The sequence below is a fragment of the Bacillus sp. UNC437CL72CviS29 genome, assembly GCF_000482345.1.
Lineage (GTDB): Bacteria > Bacillota > Bacilli > Bacillales > Bacillaceae_G > Bacillus_A > Bacillus_A arachidis.
The window spans coordinates 39,442-60,003 of sequence record NZ_KI535304.1; the positions used below are offsets into that span (position 1 = coordinate 39,442).

A 20,562-nucleotide genomic window follows, 5' to 3' on the forward strand; every position below is an offset into this window, starting at 1 on the left:
ATGCAAAAGTTTATTGCATTTATGGAAAAGTATATTGTTCCAGTCGCTGGTAAAATCGGATCACAACGTCATTTAGCTGCGATCCGTGATGGATTTATTGCAGTTATGCCGCTTATCTTAGTTGGTGCCCTAGCGTCGCTTGTTAATGGCTTTCCATCTGAAGCTTTTCAAAGTTTCATGAAAGGTTTGTTTGGTGAAACGTGGAAGCAGATAGGCGGAGGAATGTGGACTGGTTCTTTCGCAATTTTAGCATTAATTATAGCATTTACAACAAGTTACAACTTAGCAAAATCTTACGGTGTTGATGGATTGTCTGCAGGTATTATTTCATTTGGTGCGTTAATTATTCTTACACCAACAACACCAAAAGAGGGCGGATTAAATTTAGTTTGGACAGGAGCACAAGGTTTATTCGTAGCAATCATTGTAGCACTTCTTGTTACGGAAGCATTCCGTTTCTTTGTACAAAGAGAGATTACTTTCAAAATGCCAGATGGAGTACCACCAGCTGTTCTTCGCTCTTTTGCAGCGTTAGTTCCAGCATTTGTGATTTTGACAGTAGTTGCAGGTATTCAATTAGCTGTGAAATTAGCAGGTACAAGTGTTCATGAATTTATCTTTAATACAATTCAATTACCATTACAAGGTTTAGCGGGTACATTACCAAGTGCAATTGTTATTGTAATTCTTGTTCATCTTCTTTGGTTCTTTGGTTTACACGGTCCAAACATCGTTGGTGGTATCATCGAGCCGTTATACTTACCAGCGTTAGAAAAAAATATAAAATTATTCCAAGATGGTGTGTCTGCATTTGATGTTCCAAACATTATTACCAAGCCATTCTTTGATACATTCGTATATCTTGGTGGTTCTGGTGCAACATTAGCATTCTTAGTAGTTGTATTAATTGTAGCGAAAAGCGCACAAATGCGTGGCGTATCCCGATTATCAATTGGACCAGGTGCATTTAACATTAATGAACCAGTAATCTTTGGTACACCGATTATTTTAAACCCAATTTTATTTATTCCATTTATTGTGACACCAATTGTATTAGTAATTACTTCTTATACAGCGATTTCTTTAGGAATGGTGCCCAAAACAGTTGCGATGATTCCGTGGGCAACACCACCAATTATTAGTGGTTACCTTGTAACGGGTGGACATATTTCAGGTGCAATTCTCCAGTTACTCAACTTTGTAATTGCAATGGTAATTTACTATCCATTCGTTGTATTATGTGACCGTTCTATTGTTAAAACTGAAAAAGCTGCAGCACAAGGAAACGATCAATCTGTACCTATGTAATACATGATTGTTCTCACGGGCGGTGCTAGATCGTGAGGACAATACCTTTATATCATGTTCAGAAAGATGGCACATATCTGGAAGAATACTAAAAATATACAACTAAAATAATAGTTTAATTTTAATAGACGCGTTCAAACTGAGGGGGTATTTCAATCGATTGAACTTTACCCCGCATTAAAGGGGAGTAAGCCTCCTACCTGAAAATTCGGTAAAAGCAAAGAAGTTAGGTGGAGACAACTACCTGTAAATGCCCGATTGGCGAGGGCTAATAATCAGTGGGAAAAAGCCCCTGCTGATTAAAGTTTCACTTTATAGAGAGGGCGGTATTTATGATGACTACAGCAGAACAAATTCCATTCCAATTAATTTTACACAGCGGTAACGCAAGAAGTTATGCGATGGAGGCACTGCAATATGCGAAACAGGGGAGATTGTTAGAAGCAGATGAAGCGATGGCAAAAGCGAAAGAAGCCATTAATGAAGCACATCATTTCCAAACAGAGCTTATACAATCAGAAGCAAGAGGAGAAAAAACAGAAATTAGTGTTCTTTTAATTCATGCACAAGACCATTTAATGAATTCAATGACTGTAAAAGAATTAGCAGCAGAATTTATTGACCTTTATAAAAAACTTGATGCGAAAGGAGAATAAGGTATGAGCGGAATTAAAATTGCTACAATCGGCGGTGGTCTAGTTATACACCAGAGTTAATTGAAGGATTTATTAAGCGCTATGATGAGCTTCCAGTTCGCGAAATTTGGCTCGTTGATATTGAAGAAGGAAAAGAAAAGTTAGAGATCGTTGGGAATTTAGCGAAACGTATGGTGAAAAAAGCTGGTCTACCAATTGATATTCACTTAACACTTGATCGCCGCGCTGCACTTAAGGATGCTGACTTTGTAACAACACAGCTTCGCGTTGGTTTATTAGAGGCACGTACGAAAGATGAGGCGATTCCATTAAAATATGATGTAATCGGTCAAGAAACGAATGGACCAGGTGGATTATTCAAAGCATTGAGAACGATTCCGGTTATTTTAGATATTTGTAAAGACATGGAAGAGCTTTGTCCAGATGCTTGGCTCATTAATTTCACAAATCCAGCTGGCATGGTAACAGAGGCTGTACTTCGTTATACAAGCATTCAAAAAGTAGTGGGATTATGTAATGTTCCAATTGGTATTCGTATGGGGCTTGCAAGGTTGCTTGAAGTAGATGCAAGCCGCGTTCATGTTGACTTTGCCGGCTTAAATCATATGGTCTACGGATTAAATGTGTATTTAGATGGAGTAAGTGTGATGGATCAAGTAATAGAACTTGTAACAGACCCAGAAAAGCAAATTACGATGGAAAACATCGCTGCGCTAGATTGGGAGCCAGAGTTCATCCGCGCTCTGCGTGCAATTCCATGTCCATACCATCGTTACTATTATAAAACACGTGAAATGCTAGAAGAAGAAAAACAAGCTTCTATTAAAAAAGGAACACGTGCAGAAGTGGTGAAACAATTAGAAGACGATTTATTCGAGTTATATAAAGATCCGAATTTAGATATTAAGCCACCGCAGTTAGAAAAACGCGGAGGGGCGTATTACAGTGATGCAGCATGTAGCTTAATTACATCCATTTATAATAATAAAGGTGATATTCAACCTGTTAATACAAGAAATAACGGTACAATTGCAAGCTTGCCACATGATTCAGTTGTTGAAGTGAACTGTACCATTACAAAAGATGGTCCGAAGCCGATTGCGGTAGGAGACTTACCGGTTTCTGTTTGCGGTTTAGTTCAGCAAATCAAATCATTTGAGCGCACATCAATTGAAGCTGCTGTTACAGGGGATTATCATAAAGCGCTGCTAGCTATGACAATTAATCCACTTGTACCATCAGATAAAGTAGCAAAACAAATTTTAGATGAAATGTTGGAAGCACATAAAGACTATCTTCCGCAGTTCTTCACAAAAGTAGAGAAATAAAAAGCGGCGCTGACAAGGCACGCTTTTTTCATTTTATGTAATGGAACGCGTGAAGGAACTACGGGTTTTAACGGAAAGTGAGTTGCCAGAGGGGATAGAACTTGTGAGATTTTAAAAAAGACGGTTTATTAAGACCGTCTTTTTGTATGGCTAGATAATAGAAAGAATATAGCCACTAACGGCGCCAAGAAGAACTATGATCCATGGTGGTGCTTTCCAAAATGCTAATAGACAAAATAGGAGAGAGGCGATGACAAAGTCAGGCGTACTTATGATGGAGCTTGTCCAAATTGGATTGTAAAAAGCAGCTAGTAAAATGCCAACAACAGCAGCATTAATACCAAGGAGTGCGCCTTGTACATAAGACAAGCGTCTAACTTGATCCCAAAATGGCAGTACACCAATGACAAGCAAGAATGCAGGAAGAAAGATAGCAATTGTTGCAAGAATGGCTCCTAGCGTTCCATCCAGCACAGCTCCTATGTAAGATGCAAATGTAAAAAGAGGACCTGGAACGGCTTGTGTTAGACCGTATCCTGCTAGAAACTGTTCTTTTGTCATCATGCCATTTAGTACAAATTCATTTTCAAGAAGAGGAAGAACGACATGTCCCCCGCCAAACACGAGTGAGCCGGAGCGATAGAAACTATCAAACATGGCAATCCAGTGTGAAAATGGTCGTAAGATGGGTAACAAGAATAATAAACTAAGGAATAGTAAAAGGCACAAGATGGCTGTTATACGTGAAATAGGAATATGTATTTTGCTAGCAGGTGGAACTTCATACTTACGATATAAGAGCCAACCGATAAAACCAGCAAGTAGAATAAGTGCAACTTGTGTCCATGTACTTGGAAATAATAATGCGATTGCAGCAGTGATGATTGCAATGGTTGCTCGGTTTCGATCCGGTGTTAATTTCTGAGCCATTCCCCATATTGCATGGGCGACAATTGCTACTGCTACAAGCTTTAAACCATGAATCCAGCCAGCATCCGTCACATGAAATTGCTGGAGCAGTGAAGCAAAAAAGACAAGTACAAGAACGGATGGGAGTGTAAATCCAGTCCAAGCGGCTATAGCTCCAAGGAGTCCTCCGCGTGATAAACCGATGCCAATTCCAACTTGACTGCTTGCAGGGCCAGGAAGGAATTGACAGAGTGCTACTAAATCGCCATAGCTTCGCTCATCCATCCATTTTCGCTTTTGTACGTATTCGTGATGGAAGTACCCAAGATGAGCTACAGGACCTCCGAAAGAGGTAAGACCTAGTTTAAGTGATACGAGAAAGATTTCTATTATCGTTTTCAAGGTGGCCTCCTAAAGAAATTTCAAGTCTATGTGCATTATACAAGGAGGACCTAAGCAAAGGGAATGGCTATGATGTAATGTTTTTGTAAAGATTTCTTGAGTGGAATAATCCTCATGAAAAAGCGCCTCTGAAAAAGTCATAATTAATCGTGTCCCAGCAATAAATTAGTTAAAGAGATGCCAGCTATTCAAATTGAAATTTATATAAGGAGAATGTTGCTCGTATGACAAAACATTTTGTTGCTAAGCTAAAAGGTGGTAATGAATTACCTCCTGTAGAAACAAAGGCTTATGGGGTAGCTGAACTTATTTTCAATAGCAATTTTACAAAACTACATTATAGGATCATATTGAAGAATATTGAGAAGATAACATCTTGCCAAATTCACTTAGGCAAAGGGAATCAGACAGGACCAGTGGTAATGTTTTTATATGGACCTGTGAAGCATGGAATTAGTGTAAATGAAGGAACGATAACAGGTATGGTGTCCACTGAAGATCTAGAAGGGCCTTTGCAAGGGAAGACGTTCGAAAATCTTGTGCAGGCAATCGAAGAAATGAATGCATATGTAAATGTTCATACAAGAGCATATGCAAGAGGAGAAATACGTGGAAAGATAAAGGGGTATAGCCGATCGATAAGCCGTTAAGTAAATATGCCCATGAATGTTAACATTCATGGGCATATTTACTTTATTCTTTTTTTTCTGGTTGATTCTTTATGAAGAAGTCCATTACATAAAATACTTCATCATCTGGAATTTGTACGTCAAACGTATTTTCAATCGGTTGCAGCGTTTTTTTTACTTTCATATACATCCAGTATTCATCTTGTCTACGTGCTTCTTTGTCAGGGTAAGGGAGGAGTTTTTCTCCCTTTTGCAGCCGATCAATCATACAGCTCATATGCAAAATAACTCCCATTAAACTATCAGGGTTTAACTGTAAAGAGATGAGCTCTTGAATTGTATTGAGCGCGTACCGTATTGTTTTAATCATCAGTGCTCCATCTTCGCGTTGCATTTGTTGCCCGAGAATATCAGCCATTTTTGCATATGTTTCTTCATACGTAATTAATTCTTGAATCGGTTGAATGGCTTTGTAGTTTATAATATCTTGGAAATGATAAGTTAAACATGGTACTTGTACATCAAAGTTTGTAACAATACAAATCATATTGCGTTCTTTCTTTATATTTTCGATCATTTTTGTTAAATCTTTTTCATGAACGATACTAATCGGAATAATTTCTATTAAATCCTTATCGAATCGCAAATAGTTTTCAAGCATTTTTTGAATGGCCAGTGCGCTTCCTTCTCCTGTTAAACAAGCTGTTAAAATGACTGATTTCATTGGAGCGAGTGGCTTTTTCTTTTCTTCTTGTACGTTCAAGTAAAACGGTGTTAAATTTTTCACGGTTTCATATAACGTATCTAATGAGTAACCGAGCTGGGCTTTTCGCGCTGCTTCGAGTACGTGCGGCGTACTTGTCATCGAGAGAACGCGTACAGGGATATGGAATTCCGTCTCTAGTATATCTCCGATATAAGCAAGTGACCCCATATCGACAAGTAAGAGAAGTCCATTTATATGTCCTAGTGTTTTCATGTACATTTTTACTCGTTCTAAGAAATCTTTCGGCGATTCATGAAGGGGCATATCAATTCCTGTTACTTCATCGATACCGAGAAGTTCATTGGATACATTTGCCATTTCTGTTGCGATACCATTGCCATGAGCCAAAATTAATACTTTTACTTCTGTTTGGGAAGCTGGGATGGGATCAACAACAAAAAACATCGTTAAGAATCCAGCTTCATCAATCGGCATCGTTATTTGTAATTCTTCTTCTAACAGCTGGATACATTGCATGGCAACGGAGAAAGCTTCTTTATATTTCGTACGAATTTGATTCAGCTGTGGGTGATGAATTTGTTTCCCGCCTTGTAAACGTTGTAAAGTTGTCTGTACATGTAAACTTAAAGCGAGAAAGACTTTTTCATCGAATGTCTTAGATAAATGTTTTTCTGCTAGTTCAGCGATTTTTTCGCAAACAGAAACAATATTACGATCGACGATTTTAAAGACGTTTTCATGATTTGTCTTTTTGGACATTTGATTAAAATAATGAACGAAAAAGCTTTGGATATCATTGTCTATTAATAATTCTAATTCTTCTTCTTCAATCCCGCGTGCTTGGAGTTCTTCATATTTATGATCGATGTAATCATAAATGGAAGAGCGTGTATCTTCTGTTTTATGTCTACTCCATCCTTCGTCACTCGTAAACACAAAAGTTTCGTTTGGTACTTGATACAGATGGCGACTTTTTCTTTCGATAAATAAGCCTTCCTTCATGTACCATGGTAAGTCAGTGCTAGAAACACGTACAGAATCTCTCTTTTTTGTTACGAAATCAGAATAGGCTTTTGCGCAGGCGATTTGTACATCGGTTTTTAATTGTCCGATATTGTTTGGACATTGATAAAAGACGAATGCGCGCATTGTATTTGGGCTGACATGAATTTCTTTTCGTAGGCGAATCGCTTCATTTGTAAAAAAGAGCTGCAATAGTGAAAAGCGTTCCTGATGTGTTCGTTCACGAAGTGGTGGAAGCGTTACGGTCATTGGAATTCGCCGTGTAAATGTTTTCAGTAAAAACGAGTTTGGTTCTTCTGTTGTTGCGGTAATAATTAATACTTGTGCTCGGCGCTCGTTCTCTGTTTCTCCAAGGCGACGATACACACCCCGGTCAATAAATGTGAATAGCATTTCTTGTCCTTCTGGCGGAAGGCGGTGTATTTCATCTAGAAAGAGAATGCCTTCATGAGCTTTTTCAATTAATCCCTTTTGGTCACTTGCACCAGTGTAAGCACCTCTCTTTATCCCGAAAAGCTGCCCAAGTAAGAGCTGTGGATTATTTGCGTAGTCCGCACAGTTAAAGACGATAAACGGTGCATCTTTTGGGAGCCGATTAACTTCAATTGCGTATTCATGCATTAAAGAGGCAAACATAGATTTCCCGACACCTGTTTCTCCAAGTAGTAATGTATGCATACCATTTGGCGGATAGAGTACAGCGGCCTTTGCTTTTTCAATCGCAATTTTGAGGCTTGTGTTCTCTTTTGCAAAGGTATCGAGTGAAGTGTCATTTTCTGAATGCGTTTCCATATGAGAGTTAACTCCTAAATAAAAACGGACAGGGCGTGTCCCTGTTTTAGATAAACGACCCTCTTTCACCAGCTTATTTAAATCGCTGCTTACATTTGCACGGTCTAGCTGTAGAAAGGTAGCGAGTTCAGATGCTGTTACACCTTCTGAGTAATTCCCTTTCTTTATTACATTATAAATGAGGTCCATTCGTTTCATTTTTCTTCACCTCGAAACTTCGTCGCTATTTAAAATTTTACACAAAAATAGGAAGTGTGGGAAGAGAAAAAGACGAAACAGCCCTAGTATATATACTAAAGCTGTTACAATCTTGTGTCCTTCCAAAAGTTAACTTCTAAATGTGAGGAAGGATTATAAGGAAGAAGTGTGTACCCTTTTGCTTTGAGGTAATCAATTACCTTTGGAAGAATTTGTACGGTAACGCTAGAATCATGCATTAAAATAACTTCAACTTGTTCATCGTTTTGGTTCATAACACGCTCTAGTACAGCCGAAGGATTATGATAACTTTTCCAGTCATATGTATCGATTGTCCAATCCCACATTTTATACTGAGCAGAAACAAGCGCATCACGATAATTCTTTTTTAAATAAGGCATACTACCATATGGAACGCGAACAAGGTGTGTATCCAAGTTTGCGGTGCGACGGACAATTGAGCGGGTCTGTTCCATTTCAGTAATTAAAGTGGATGGATCACCAGTATATAGACGTTTTACGTCATGGGACATGCTATGAAGACCGATATAATGACCTTCTTGTATGAAACGTTTCATTATTTGGGGGTAATGTGAAGCCTTGCTACCAATTACAAAGAAGGTTGCTTTTCCTTGTTTTTGTTTTAAGATGTTTAAAATTTGTGATGTGTACTTGTTTGGTCCATCATCAAATGTTAAGTATGCAATTTTGGACGGAAGAGCCGTGTCCTGAGCCGGAGATTGATGTATAAGTGGGGAGTTAGCGGCTGCTTCAGTATAAGATATCGAACATGTAGTAATACTCAAAAATATAATAATACATAGAAACATTTGCTTTATCATTATACTCACCCTCAATCTAACAGTCGTGAAGAAGGAATTAAGATTATATTCTCATGATTCCCTTTATATGTATATCTTGCTCCAATAGAAGAACTCTCAAACAAACTATATTTTGGAAATAAAAATAGCACTCTTTCTTAAAAAGAAAGAGTGCTATTTGAATATTCTTTGCTAGTAAAGACGATACTATAATTAGTCTTCGCGTTTTTTCACTTTTTTATAGAAGGAAATAATTGGTTTATAACGCTCGTGCACAAGACCAATTACTTCTGCTATGAGTTCAGTAAAGAAGATTAAAGCGAACAGAAGGATAATGGATAACCATAATGTTGCGCTAGTGAATATAATTGCATTTACGCTAAAGAAAATGCCGAATGCATAAATGATAAGTACCGTTGTACGATGAGAGAAGCCCATTGCTAACAGCCGATGATGTAAATGTGATTTATCTGGTGCAGAAATTGGCTTTTTGTTTACAACACGTCGAATAATTGCAAAGGTTGTATCGAACACTGGTACACCTAAAATAATAATTGGAACAACGAAGCTGAATAACGTTACGCTTTTGTACAATCCAAGTAAGGATATAACAGAAATACAGTATCCTAAAAACAGTGCACCTGTATCTCCCATGAAAATTTTTGCTGGATGGAAGTTATAGAATAAAAACCCAAGTGTACTTGCAAGTGCAATAAGTGCTAATGGTAGAATAATGACAGCACCAGTACCAATCGGACTAGTAAAGGCCATATATGCTAACGTTGCAAGAACGATGGATGAAATACCAGCGGATAATCCATCTAATCCATCAATTAAGTTAATGGCGTTTGTAATACCGACAATCCAGAATATTGTAATTGGATATGCAAGTAGACCAAGCTCAGTATCTCCTAGGAATGGAATGTATAACACCTGAACTAATAATCCACTTTTTACGATGAATGCGGCAACTACTAGTTGTCCACCGAACTTTACTTTTGCCGATAATTCATACATGTCATCTAAAATACCGATAATGACAATGATGACAGCCCCTAAACTAATGGATAGCATTCTTTGTTCATATAATCCACTAACAATGAATCCTACAGCTACACCAATGAAAATTGCCAGTCCACCTAGGCGAGGCATAATTTTTTGGTGTACTTTACGTGCGTTTGGCTTATCAGTTGCTCCGATCTTAAATGCTAATTTGATGACGAAAGGAGTAACGACTAATACGGTAATGAAAGATGCCAAAACTGCATAAATCACTTGTGAGTCCATTAATACCCCACCTTTTATATTTTAACGTAGTTTTTTAATAATTATCTGAAAATTAAGATGTTTATTTGCAGGCTCATAACATATGGTATCACAAAAAGATTAGAATTCAATCTTTTTTCTCGTTCAACGTAATTGGAAACAGATAAAAATATGACAAATTTATGATAAATATAATGTCCCACAAGAAGGTTACAATATATCGTATCATTTAGTATAGCTTATAACATTTACATACGATACGATGTGGCCGATAATGAATCTCTTTACTATAAGTGTTGCACGTTCAAACATGTACGTTTCGTGTTAAAATATGGAACTGTTCAATGTGTTGATAATGGAACAGTTTGTAAACAAATATGTTCAAATGTAATGATGGTATTTTACAAAATCTTAAAAAATGAAAGAGAAGACGTCTCATATAATAAGGGGTGAGAGATGGCATGTTATCTCTTCTGTATATTCCATGTCTTAATACAGAGGAAAAGAAACTCTTAAAGGGATTGTCCTATATTCATTCTTCGTATGAAAGGGGGAAGCACAAAAATACCTAAAATATAATGTTAGGTAGTGTGTGCGGAACATCTAATGAAAATTACAGTGATAGGTACTGGATATGTTGGATTAATTACTGGAGTAGGATTAGCCACATTAGGTCATTCAGTTACTTGTTTTGATATAGATCAAGGAAAAATAGCACGAATGAAGCAAGGAGAAATGCCAATTTATGAACCAGGTTTAGGACAATTAGTCAATGCAGCTGTCCAAGAAAAAAGACTAGTATTTACATCAAGTCAAGCAGAGGCATTTAAACATGTAGATTTTATATTTGTAGCAGTGGGAACACCTTCTTTACCGGATGGGACGGCAGATTTAACATATATTCGTAATAGTTGTTATGAAATTGGGATATATGCAAATTCAGATGTAATTGTGGTTACCAAAAGTACGGTTCCTGTAGGTACGAACGATCAAATGAAGGAATGGATTCAGGAGAAGTTACAAGGACGGCATATCATACATATGGTATCCAATCCAGAGTTTTTACGTGAAGGATCGGGTATACATGACTTTTTCCATGGTGATCGTATTGTCATAGGAGCTGAAACAGAAGAAATCGCACAGAAAGTAGAGGGGTTATACAGCAAGCTACGAATGGAAACGTTTGTTACAGATACCCGCAGTGCTGAGATGATTAAATATGCCTCCAATGCTTTTTTAGCTACGAAAATTAGCTTCATCAATGAAATTTCTAATATATGTGAAAAAGTGGGCGCAGATGTGTTAGAAGTAGCAGGTGGCATGGGAATAGATCGACGAATCGGTCCACATTTCTTACAGGCAGGTATCGGTTATGGAGGTTCATGTTTCCCAAAAGATACGGATGCTCTTGTTCAAATCGCAGGTAATGTTGCGCATGATTTTAGGCTACTCAAAGCGGTAATTGAAGTGAATAATAAACAACAGATGTTGCTTGTTCGGAAAGCTAGAAGTGTAATGAACATGAGGGGAAAGAAGGTTGCGGTATTAGGAGTGGCCTTTAAGCCAAATACAGATGATATTAGGGAAGCGCCGTCTCTTCTCATTATAAAAGAGTTATTAGAGATGGAAGCAAATGTAATTGTATATGACCCGCAAGCTCTATTGCATGTACAACAGTTGTTTGGAGACGAAATAAAATATACAACCAATTTAGATGAGGCAATTACAGAAGGAGATGCAGCGTTTATTGTAACCGAATGGGAATGCATACGAACGTATCCATTAGAGAAGTATGTGAAGCTTATGCGTGAACCTATTTTATTTGATGGTAGAAATTGTTATACTGGGAAAGATGTTGAAAAGCATAGAATGGATTACTATTCTGTTGGCAGAAAAAGTATTTGTAATAGGAAAGTTTCTACGGTCTATTAAGAAGGTTCTCTTTTGTCCTTGTATACTCTCCTATATAATGGTGGGTGTAACAATACTATATAAATCCATGTTGAGAAGCTGTATCTAAATAGCGGCTATGAAAATAAAAGGAGATCTTCGCTCGTTTTCTCCTTTTGTTTTACTTGGCGTGGAGCTAAAAGAAGATTTGACCGTTTCTATGCATAGCTGGACGCGCTCTCCCACTCAAAAGGAGAGATTTTATGTTAGCTTTTCGTAGATTGTAATTAGTGAAAGAAAAGAGGCAGTGAAATGACTAAACGTTTAAAAGTGATGACAATTTTTGGAACACGTCCGGAAGCGATTAAAATGGCACCTCTTGTATTAGAATTGCAAAAACATCCTGAGCAAATTGAATCAATTGTGACAGTGACAGCGCAACATCGCCAAATGCTAGATCAAGTATTGGATATTTTCGGTATTAAACCAGATTTTGATTTAAATATCATGAAAGACCGTCAAACATTAATTGATATTACAACACGTGGTTTAGAGGGTCTAGATAAAGTAATGAAGGAAGCAAAGCCGCATATCGTTCTTGTACATGGTGATACAACAACTACTTTTATTGCAAGTCTTGCTGCTTTCTATAATCAAATTCCAATCGGTCATGTTGAAGCTGGACTTCGCACATGGGATAAATATTCTCCATACCCGGAAGAAATGAACCGTCAATTAACAGGTGTAATGGCAGATCTTCATTTCTCTCCTACAGCAAAATCAGCAACGAACTTGCAACAAGAGAATAAAGATGAAGCACGTATTTTCGTAACAGGAAATACAGCAATTGATGCGCTAAAAACGACAGTAAAAGAAGAATATAGTCATCCAGTACTTGAGAAGCTTGGAAATGACCGACTTGTACTTATGACGGCGCATCGTCGTGAAAATTTAGGGGAACCAATGCGTAATATGTTCCGTGCAATTAAACGCCTTGTTGACAAGTATGAAGATGTACAAGTTGTATATCCAGTACATATGAACCCTGTTGTGCGTGAAACAGCGAATGATATTTTGGGAGATCATAATCGTATTCACTTAATTGAACCACTAGATGTAATTGATTTCCATAACGTTGCAGCACGTTCATACTTAATATTAACAGACTCTGGTGGTGTGCAAGAGGAAGCGCCTTCCCTTGGGGTGCCGGTTCTTGTTCTTCGTGATACGACAGAACGTCCAGAAGGCATTGAAGCAGGTACATTAAAATTAGCGGGTACAGATGAAGAGACGATTTTCACGCTTGCGGATGACTTGTTATCTAACGAAGAAGCACATAATAAAATGGCACAAGCGTCTAATCCTTACGGTGATGGCCTTGCTTCAGAGCGTATTGTAGAAGCGATTTTACAATACTTTAATCAAAAGTAAGTAAAAAGAGACTTTTCCTATTTTTATTAGTATAGGAAAAGTCTCTTTTTTTATGCTCTACTGATGATTGCGCATTAACCATTCCGCATTCGCATTCGTAGATGGAGGTTCCTCTGTTTTCGTCTTAGTAGAGGAATTTGATGAATTTGTATTAGAACCAGAATTAGAACTAGAACTAGAACCAGAATCATTATTGGTTGTTGAATTCGTGTTTATTTTTTCTTTACCCAAGTTTGCTAAAATTGTATTACGAACATCTTGTAAGCCTACTTCATCTGGAATAAAGTAATAAATATCGTTTAGTTTTTTATCTTCACCTTTTAATTGAATCGTCTGTATGTTAGAAGGATCGAATCCAGATAACTTAGTGTATAGGGCAAGGCCGTCAGATACAGGTATATCAGTTTTTATATATTTTCCAACAACCTCTGCTAATTCTTTAATCTTAAAGACGGTGGAAGTGGAATTTAGCTTACTAGCAACCGCAGCAAGTACTTGTCGTTGTCTATCAGCACGGCCGTGGTCTCCGTTCGGATCTTGTTTCCGCATTCGGACATAAGCGAGCGCTTCTTCACCATTTAATTCTTGTTTTCCTTGTTTAAATTGAATTAGCTTGTAGTAATCTATATCAGATCGTTCCTCGAAATCGAACGGAACATCGACTGTAATACCGCCAACAGCATCAACAATTCCTTTAAAGCCTTTGAAATCAATTTTAACATAATGGTCAACAGGCACGCCTAAAAAACCTTCTACGGTTTCTAATGCCATTTTTTCTCCACCATAAGCATGTGCGGCGTTAATTTTATCTTTTTTATTTTTTCCAGCAATTGTAACACGTGAGTCACGTGGAATACTCATAATTGAAACATTTTGTGTTTTTGGATTAATTGTTGCGAACATAAGAGAATCTGTTCGTCCATTTTGTCCATCTGTTGCATAATCTTCAATTCCCATAATCAGGACGCTGAAAGGTTCTTTTGTAATTTCTACATTTACCGCACGTAATTTTGATTTATCGCGAGTAAAACCACTATACATCTCCATAAGTGACGAATAAGAATTAAATACATAAAGTCCTACACTACTAATTAGGCCTATAATAATGAGATAGATGAAAAATCTACGTCTGCGCTTTTTTTTAATTCTTCTCTTCTGGAGATGATGATAACGCTCTTCCATACATAATCTCCCTTTAATCAATATGTTATTGTTGAACAACGTCATGCTCTAAATAGAGCATGTCATCCTCTTGTATTGTACATTGCCCATTTGTTAATTCAATCATCCAATTTGTGAAAGTTTGTTTTTGATCTTCTTCCACATAAGTGTCAAATGTCACATTTTCTAGGTAATGTATCTCTTTAATCACATATTTCGAGTGGCGTAATTCATTTTCAATTTTCCCAAGTAGTGTATATTCAACTTCTGTCTTCATAACCCGCATTAATTTTCGTTCAACAACACCTACATGGTTAAGTCCTTCACTTGTACATTTTCCATATGCACGAATTAAACCACCAGCACCAAGTTTAATGCCACCAAAATATCGTGTGACGACAACGACAGTATCTTTCAGTCCACGTTTTTTCAATACTTCTAGCATAGGCACACCAGCTGTACCGCTTGGTTCACCATCGTCATTTGCCTTTTGAATTTGATCTTGTTCCCCGATTAAATAGGCTGAACAGTTATGCGTCGCGTTCCAGTGTTGTTTTTTTATTTTTTGAATAAATTCCTGTGCTTCTTTTTCTGTTTTCGCTCGGCTTATATAGCAAATGAAACGTGATTTTTGAATGACAATTTCGTGTTCACCGTATCCCTTGATTGTTAAATATTGTAATAGCAATAGTATACGCTCCTACCTTTCAAAATTACTAGTACTCTTTATTGTAAAATGGGGAGTTTTCAGATTCAAACATTTTTTATAGCAAGGTGGCAAATTCTATTATAAATTTAATGTTTTTGTTGTAAATTTCCCTAGTGTTGATTATAATCTTAAATCAGCATTTTTCATACACTAATGCACCTTTTCCAATTTTCGTGTAAAATTAGGAAATAAAAACTTTTTTATAAGGCAGGTACGAAAATGAGAACAGCTATTGTTACGGATAGTACAGCATATATACCGAAGCATATTCGTGAAGAACTCAATATACATATGATCCCATTAGATGTAATTTTTGGGGCGAATTCTTCCCAAGAAGAAGCAGAAATTACAGCGGATGATTTTTATGTAAAAGTACGTGAACATGAAGAACTTCCAAAAACTTCTCAACCAGCAATTGGAAAATTTGTGGAGCTATTTGAAGAATTATCAAAAGAATACGATGCGGTTATTAGTATCCATCTTTCAAGCGGGATTAGTGGCACATATCAAACAGCAACGACAGCTGGGCAAATGGTCGAGGGAATAGACGTATATACGTATGATTCTGAAATTAGTTGTGAAGTACAAGGGTTTTATGTGCGTGAAGGTGCAAAAATGGCAAGCGAAGGAAAGATGCCAGCAGAAATTTTAGCTAGATTTGATGAAATGAAACAAACTATAGATGCTTATTTTGTTGTGGATGACTTGCATCATTTGCAGCGTGGTGGTCGCTTAAATAGTGCACAAGCATTTATCGGTAGCTTATTACAAGTAAAGCCGGTTTTATACTTTAGAGATAAAGTTATCATTCCGTTTGAAAAAATTCGCACGCGCAAAAAGGCGCTAAAGCGTATTGTTGAAATCTTTGATGAGCAAGCGAGTAAAGGTATGCCAATGGAAGCTGTTATCATTCATGCAAATCGTGAAGAGGAAGCGAAAGAATGGCAGCAAGAATTAGCGGAAAAATACCCTCATGTTACAATTCGCATCAGTTATTTTGGTGCTGTAATTGGAACGCATTTAGGAGAGGGAGCACTAGGTCTAGGTTGGTATACAAAATAATAGTAATGTAAAAGCTCTCTTTTTGTAGAGAGTTTTTTTACGGATATCCACATTGAATTGACAAGTTAATATTTGGAAGTGATAAAATGATACATAACCTAAAATGAGGAAAGTTTTATTGCTTACTTTTTATAAGAAACTATTTTATAATAAAGGAGAGGTGAAACATATGGAGCATAATTCTTGTTTATGTCCAAAGTTTGAGTCGGCTTTTACACTGCTTAGTAAAAAGTGGACGGGTTTAATTATTAAATCTCTGTTAGAAGAACCGAAACGATTTAGAGAAATCGCGGATATTATCCCAAATATGAGTGATCGTATGCTGTCAGAACGTTTAAAGGAATTGGAGAGTGAAGGGGTAGTTGTTCGGAATGTTTATCCAGAGGTACCTGTTAGAATCGAATATGGTTTAACAGACAAAGGAAAAGCATTAGAAAGTGTTATGAATGAAGTCCAAAACTGGGCTGAAAAATGGGTGAAATAATAAAGTAATCCATGGATAGGGAGAAAAAATCACAAGGAGTTTTCCTTGTGATTTTTTTATAACAAATGTATGACAATTGTATAAAAAAACAGTGTCATTTTCTTAAAATTCTACAAGAAAATACAGGATTAGAAGGAAAATGTCAGGAAATCACAAGCGCAATATTACATTTATTTTACAAAAGCGTAACATTGAGAAAAAATCTTACGAAATATGGTATAAATTTTAATAGATTATATGTCGGAAAAGAAAAAAAGAAAGCGGTGTAAAAACAAAATGAAAAAATTAAAAATTGCATCTTGCGCATTGGCTGCAGGATTTATGATGTTTTCAGTAGTAACACCAAATGTATTCGCAGAAAAGATTGAGGACGTAAAAACACAAATTAACGCACAAAATGATACTTTACATAAACAACAACAAGAACGTGATGAGCTTCAAAAACAAATGAATGACTTAAATAAAACGGTTGAAGGTTTAGATAAGTCTGTTCAAGAAAATGCAGCGAAACTTGACGAAACAATGAAAAAAGTTGAAGAAACACAAGCATTAATTGAGAAGAAGAATAAAAACATTGCAGAATTACAAACGAAAATTGCAAAGCGTGAAGATTTGTTAAGAAAACGTTTAGTAGCACTTCAAGAGCAACCGAACACGAACGTTGTAACAGAGGTTGTTGTAAACTCTAAAAACATTGCTGATCTAGTAGATCGTTTAACTTCTGTTTCTAGAATTCTTGAATCTGATGAAGATATCATGAAAACGCAACAAGAAGAGCAAGCAACTGTGAAAAAAGATGTTGAAACGGTAAAAGAAAAACAAAAAGAATTAAAAGAAGCACAAGCAAAGATTGAAGTTGTAAAGAAAGATCTTGATACTGAAAAAGCGAAAAAACAAGAAGCAGTAAACGACTTAAGCGGTAAAATGGATACGGTTGTAAACAATATGACAAGCACAGAAGATCAATTAAAAGATCTTGAAAAACAAGCGCTACAATTACAACGCATGGCTGAAGAAGAAGCAAAAGAGAAGGCAGCACAAGAAGAGGCTGCAAAGCAACAAGCAGAGAAAGCTCAGCAACCAGCGCCAGCACAAGCACCAGCACAAGAAGCAGCTCCGCAACAAGCTGCACCAGCACCAGCAAATAATGGTGGACAAGCTAAAAAAGAAGAAACTAAACCAGCTCCAAAGCCAGCGCCAACACCTCAACCAGCACCAGCACCAAATAAAGGTGGCGTAATTGGTAAAGCACAACAATACCTTGGTCTTCCATATGTATGGGGAAGTGCATCTCCATCAAATGGTGGTTTTGATTGCAGTGGTTTCATTTCTTATATTTTTGGTGTAGGTCGTCAAGATGTTGCGGGTTATTGGAACTCAGTTTCTAAAGTAAGTAGCCCACAACCTGGAGATTTAGTATTCTTCCAAGGTACTTATAAAGCAGGCCCTTCTCATATCGGTATTTACGTTGGTAATGGCCAAATGATTCATGCTAGTGATAAAGGTATTGCATACGGTGATATTAACAGCAGCTATAATCAAAAACATTTCTTAGGTTACGGTAGATTCTAGGATTTTGAATCATATAAAACATGTGTATAAAGTCGATAGCTTACTATTTTAAAAGTAGGTTATCGGCTTTTTTGAGTTTTTACGAGAGAAAGAGAAAGGGTTATAGTAAAGCCAGGGGTGCTTTACTATGCTAGCAGGAAGACAAGTGCTGTTAGAAGAACTTTCATTTTCAAAGGATGAATTAGATCATTTGGAAAGACAAGGGGATATTTCTTTGGAAAGAGGTGTCATAAAGAAATCTTTACGCTATGTATGCCAGCGCTGTGGAAATATGGAAGGGCGGTTATTCGCTTCGTTTTTATGTAAGCGATGCAATCAAATGTGCACGTATTGCCGAAAGTGCATTACGATGGGACGAGTGGGAGAGTGTACAGTGCTCGTTAGAGGTATACGGGATGTAGAATGGGAAGTTTTGTCGAATTCTTTACGATGGGAGGGGCAATTATCACCTGGACAGGAAAGAGCAGCTAACGGAGTAACAGAAGCAGTACGCCAAAAAGAATCTTTTTTTATATGGGCAGTATGCGGAGCTGGTAAGACGGAGATGCTTTTTTATGGTATAGAAGAGGCACTCCAAAAAGGAGAGCGGGTTTGTATTGCAACGCCGCGGACCGATGTTGTGTTAGAGCTGGCTCCTCGTTTACAAACTGTTTTTCCAGATGTACCGATTGCTGCACTATATGGTGGTAGTTTGGATCGTGAAAAGGAAGCGAGACTTCTCGTTTCTACAACACATCAGTTACTTCGGTATTACAAGGCCTTCGATGTTATGATTGTCGATGAAATTGATGCCTTTCCATATGCAGTGGACAAGATGCTTCATTATGCGGTGGAGCGAGCAAGTAAAGATAGGGCAGCAAAAATTTATTTAACGGCGACCCCGTCAGAAACATGGAAACGTAAGTTATGGAGTGGGAAACAAAAAGGTGTGATTATTCCAGGACGTTATCATCGGCATCCTTTGCCAGTCCCAAGATTCAGGTGGTGTGGCAATTGGAAAAAGGCACTAAATCGAAAAGAAATCCCATTTGTTGTTTTTGAATGGTTAAAGTATCACCTCCTCAAGCAATCTCCTATTTTTCTATTTGTTCCCCACGTACGTTATATTGATGAAGTAAGTATATTGTTAAAAACACTAGATAATCGAATTGAAGGCGTTCATGCGGAGGATCCAAATCGAAAAGAAAAGGTGACAGCGTTTCGAAAAAGAAATATCCCACTATTAGTAACGACAACGATTTTGGAGCGCGGCGTGACGATAGAGAATTTGCAAGTAGCGGTGTTAGGAGCGGAAGAACCTATTTTCTCGGAAAGTGCACTTGTACAAATTGCTGGTAGGGCCGGTAGAAGTCATCGTAGGCCAGATGGTGATATCTTTTATTTTCATTATGGTAAAACAGAAGCAATGATACGAGCGAGAAGGCATATTCAATCTATGAATAAAAGAGCAAAGCGAGAAGGGTTGATTGATTAATGCATTGTCTACTTTGTGATGATTCTATTTCTGAGAGTATGGGCTGGTATTCTTTTTTTATTCAGTCTGATAGAAGATGTATGTGTGAGAGATGTGAACGAAAACTTTCCTATATTATAGGAGAAATTTGTGATGACTGCGGCAGACCTTTTGAGTTTCTGGCGCTGGAGTATAGAGAGGGTAACTGTTGCAGAGATTGTGTAAGGTGGAAGGAAGAAAACAGGTTTTCACCTATAAAAAATCGATCTGTATATGTCTATAATGATTGGATGAAGGAAGTATTAGCTCGGTTTAAATTTCGCGGGGATGCTGAACTTGTACAAATTTTTCATGCGAAATTTGTAGCTGCATTTCGCAAATACTTTTCAAATTGTCATGCGATTATTCCCATTCCGCTTAGCAAGGAGAGGGAATATGAGCGCGGTTTTAATCAAGCAGAATTGTTGGCATCTTGTTTGCCACTTCTCGTTCTACAAACATCTTTAAGTAGAAAAAATACGGAAAAGCAAAGTAAAAAAAGACGTATTGAGAGACTTAGGGGAACCAATCCTTTTTACTTTCGAAAAGAAGAAAGATTCACTGGACAGCATCTTTTGCTCATCGATGATGTATATACGACAGGGATTACGATTAGACAAGTTGCAGAGTGTTTGTATGAGGCGGGTGCCCAAACTGTTTCCAGTCTTACTCTTTGTCGTGGGTAAGATGAGAGTGTCGAAA

At 37.3% G+C, this 20,562-nt stretch carries 15 protein-coding genes and 3 pseudogenes; 12 read left to right on the top strand and 6 right to left on the bottom strand.

Annotation, left to right across the window (positions count from 1 at the left end; genetic code table 11):
• The 4 genes and pseudogenes from celB to M014_RS29435 form a co-directional block, all read left to right on the top strand.
• On the top strand, positions 1-1,308 hold the full coding sequence (gene celB / locus M014_RS0124390) for a PTS cellobiose transporter subunit IIC (protein ID WP_026594024.1): 1,308 nt from the start codon (positions 1-3) through the stop codon (positions 1,306-1,308).
• Between the two features lie 332 nt (positions 1,309-1,640).
• Positions 1,641-1,964, top strand: coding sequence for a PTS lactose/cellobiose transporter subunit IIA (locus M014_RS0124395; protein ID WP_026594025.1), 324 nt, complete (start codon positions 1,641-1,643; stop codon positions 1,962-1,964).
• A 3-nt stretch (positions 1,965-1,967) separates the two neighbouring features.
• Positions 1,968-3,292: pseudogene (locus tag M014_RS27465) on the top strand (6-phospho-beta-glucosidase).
• Between the two features lie 28 nt (positions 3,293-3,320).
• A pseudogene (locus tag M014_RS29435) lies at positions 3,321-3,407 on the top strand (chitin disaccharide deacetylase); the annotation flags it as partial.
• A gap of 35 nt (positions 3,408-3,442) precedes the next feature.
• Here M014_RS29435 and M014_RS0124405 read toward each other — a convergent pair.
• Positions 3,443-4,603, bottom strand: a complete 1,161-nt coding sequence (locus M014_RS0124405) for a chromate transporter (RefSeq protein WP_026594026.1) — start codon at positions 4,601-4,603, stop codon at positions 3,443-3,445.
• A gap of 224 nt (positions 4,604-4,827) precedes the next feature.
• On the opposite strand from M014_RS0124405, the gene M014_RS0124410 reads away from it, so the two are divergent.
• A complete protein-coding gene (locus tag M014_RS0124410; protein ID WP_026594027.1) occupies positions 4,828-5,253 on the top strand; it encodes a CHRD domain-containing protein in 426 nt (141 codons plus the stop codon).
• A gap of 43 nt (positions 5,254-5,296) precedes the next feature.
• Here M014_RS0124410 and M014_RS0124415 read toward each other — a convergent pair whose 3' ends face one another.
• From M014_RS0124415 to M014_RS0124425, 3 genes are all read right to left on the bottom strand, one after another.
• Complete coding sequence (locus tag M014_RS0124415) at positions 5,297-7,972, bottom strand: PRD domain-containing protein (protein WP_026594028.1); 2,676 nt, start codon at positions 7,970-7,972, stop codon at positions 5,297-5,299.
• Positions 7,973-8,076: 104 nt separating this feature from the next.
• Entirely contained in the window at positions 8,077-8,814 is a 738-nt protein-coding gene (locus tag M014_RS0124420; protein WP_026594029.1) for a polysaccharide deacetylase family protein, read from the bottom strand.
• Between the two features lie 192 nt (positions 8,815-9,006).
• Positions 9,007-10,080 carry a glycosyltransferase family 4 protein gene (locus M014_RS0124425; protein WP_026594030.1) on the bottom strand — a complete coding sequence of 358 codons (1,074 nt, stop codon included), beginning with the start codon at positions 10,078-10,080 and terminating at the stop codon, positions 9,007-9,009.
• A 585-nt stretch (positions 10,081-10,665) separates the two neighbouring features.
• Between M014_RS0124425 and M014_RS0124430 the strand changes: the two genes are divergently transcribed.
• Together M014_RS0124430 and wecB are read left to right on the top strand one after the other, a co-directional pair.
• Complete coding sequence (locus M014_RS0124430; RefSeq protein ID WP_051588625.1) at positions 10,666-11,991, top strand: UDP-glucose dehydrogenase family protein; 1,326 nt, start codon at positions 10,666-10,668, stop codon at positions 11,989-11,991.
• Positions 11,992-12,261: 270 nt separating this feature from the next.
• On the top strand, positions 12,262-13,380 hold the full coding sequence (gene wecB / locus M014_RS0124435; RefSeq protein ID WP_026594032.1) for a non-hydrolyzing UDP-N-acetylglucosamine 2-epimerase: 1,119 nt from the start codon (positions 12,262-12,264) through the stop codon (positions 13,378-13,380).
• A 57-nt stretch (positions 13,381-13,437) separates the two neighbouring features.
• Here wecB and M014_RS0124440 read toward each other — a convergent pair whose 3' ends face one another.
• Positions 13,438-14,562, bottom strand: coding sequence for an LCP family protein (locus M014_RS0124440; RefSeq protein WP_026594033.1), 1,125 nt, complete (start codon positions 14,560-14,562; stop codon positions 13,438-13,440).
• 25 nt (positions 14,563-14,587) lie between these two features.
• Positions 14,588-15,229, bottom strand: a complete 642-nt coding sequence (locus tag M014_RS0124445) for a YigZ family protein (protein ID WP_026594034.1) — start codon at positions 15,227-15,229, stop codon at positions 14,588-14,590.
• A 240-nt stretch (positions 15,230-15,469) separates the two neighbouring features.
• On the opposite strand from M014_RS0124445, the gene M014_RS0124450 reads away from it, so the two are divergent.
• The 5 genes and pseudogenes from M014_RS0124450 (at position 15,470) to M014_RS0124475 (ending at position 20,546) form a co-directional block, all read left to right on the top strand.
• Positions 15,470-16,312 carry a DegV family protein gene (locus tag M014_RS0124450; RefSeq protein WP_026594035.1) on the top strand — a complete coding sequence of 281 codons (843 nt, stop codon included), beginning with the start codon at positions 15,470-15,472 and terminating at the stop codon, positions 16,310-16,312.
• A gap of 169 nt (positions 16,313-16,481) precedes the next feature.
• Positions 16,482-16,796, top strand: a complete 315-nt coding sequence (locus M014_RS0124455; RefSeq protein ID WP_016112543.1) for a winged helix-turn-helix transcriptional regulator — start codon at positions 16,482-16,484, stop codon at positions 16,794-16,796.
• A 65-nt stretch (positions 16,797-16,861) separates the two neighbouring features.
• Positions 16,862-18,368 (top strand): annotated as a pseudogene (locus tag M014_RS0124465) (C40 family peptidase).
• A 127-nt stretch (positions 18,369-18,495) separates the two neighbouring features.
• Positions 18,496-19,842 carry a DEAD/DEAH box helicase gene (locus M014_RS0124470; protein ID WP_026594038.1) on the top strand — a complete coding sequence of 449 codons (1,347 nt, stop codon included), beginning with the start codon at positions 18,496-18,498 and terminating at the stop codon, positions 19,840-19,842.
• Positions 19,842-20,546, top strand: coding sequence for a ComF family protein (locus tag M014_RS0124475; protein ID WP_026594039.1), 705 nt, complete (start codon positions 19,842-19,844; stop codon positions 20,544-20,546). Before M014_RS0124470 ends, M014_RS0124475 begins: the two co-directional genes overlap by 1 nt.
• Positions 20,547-20,562: the final 16 nt, after the last annotated feature.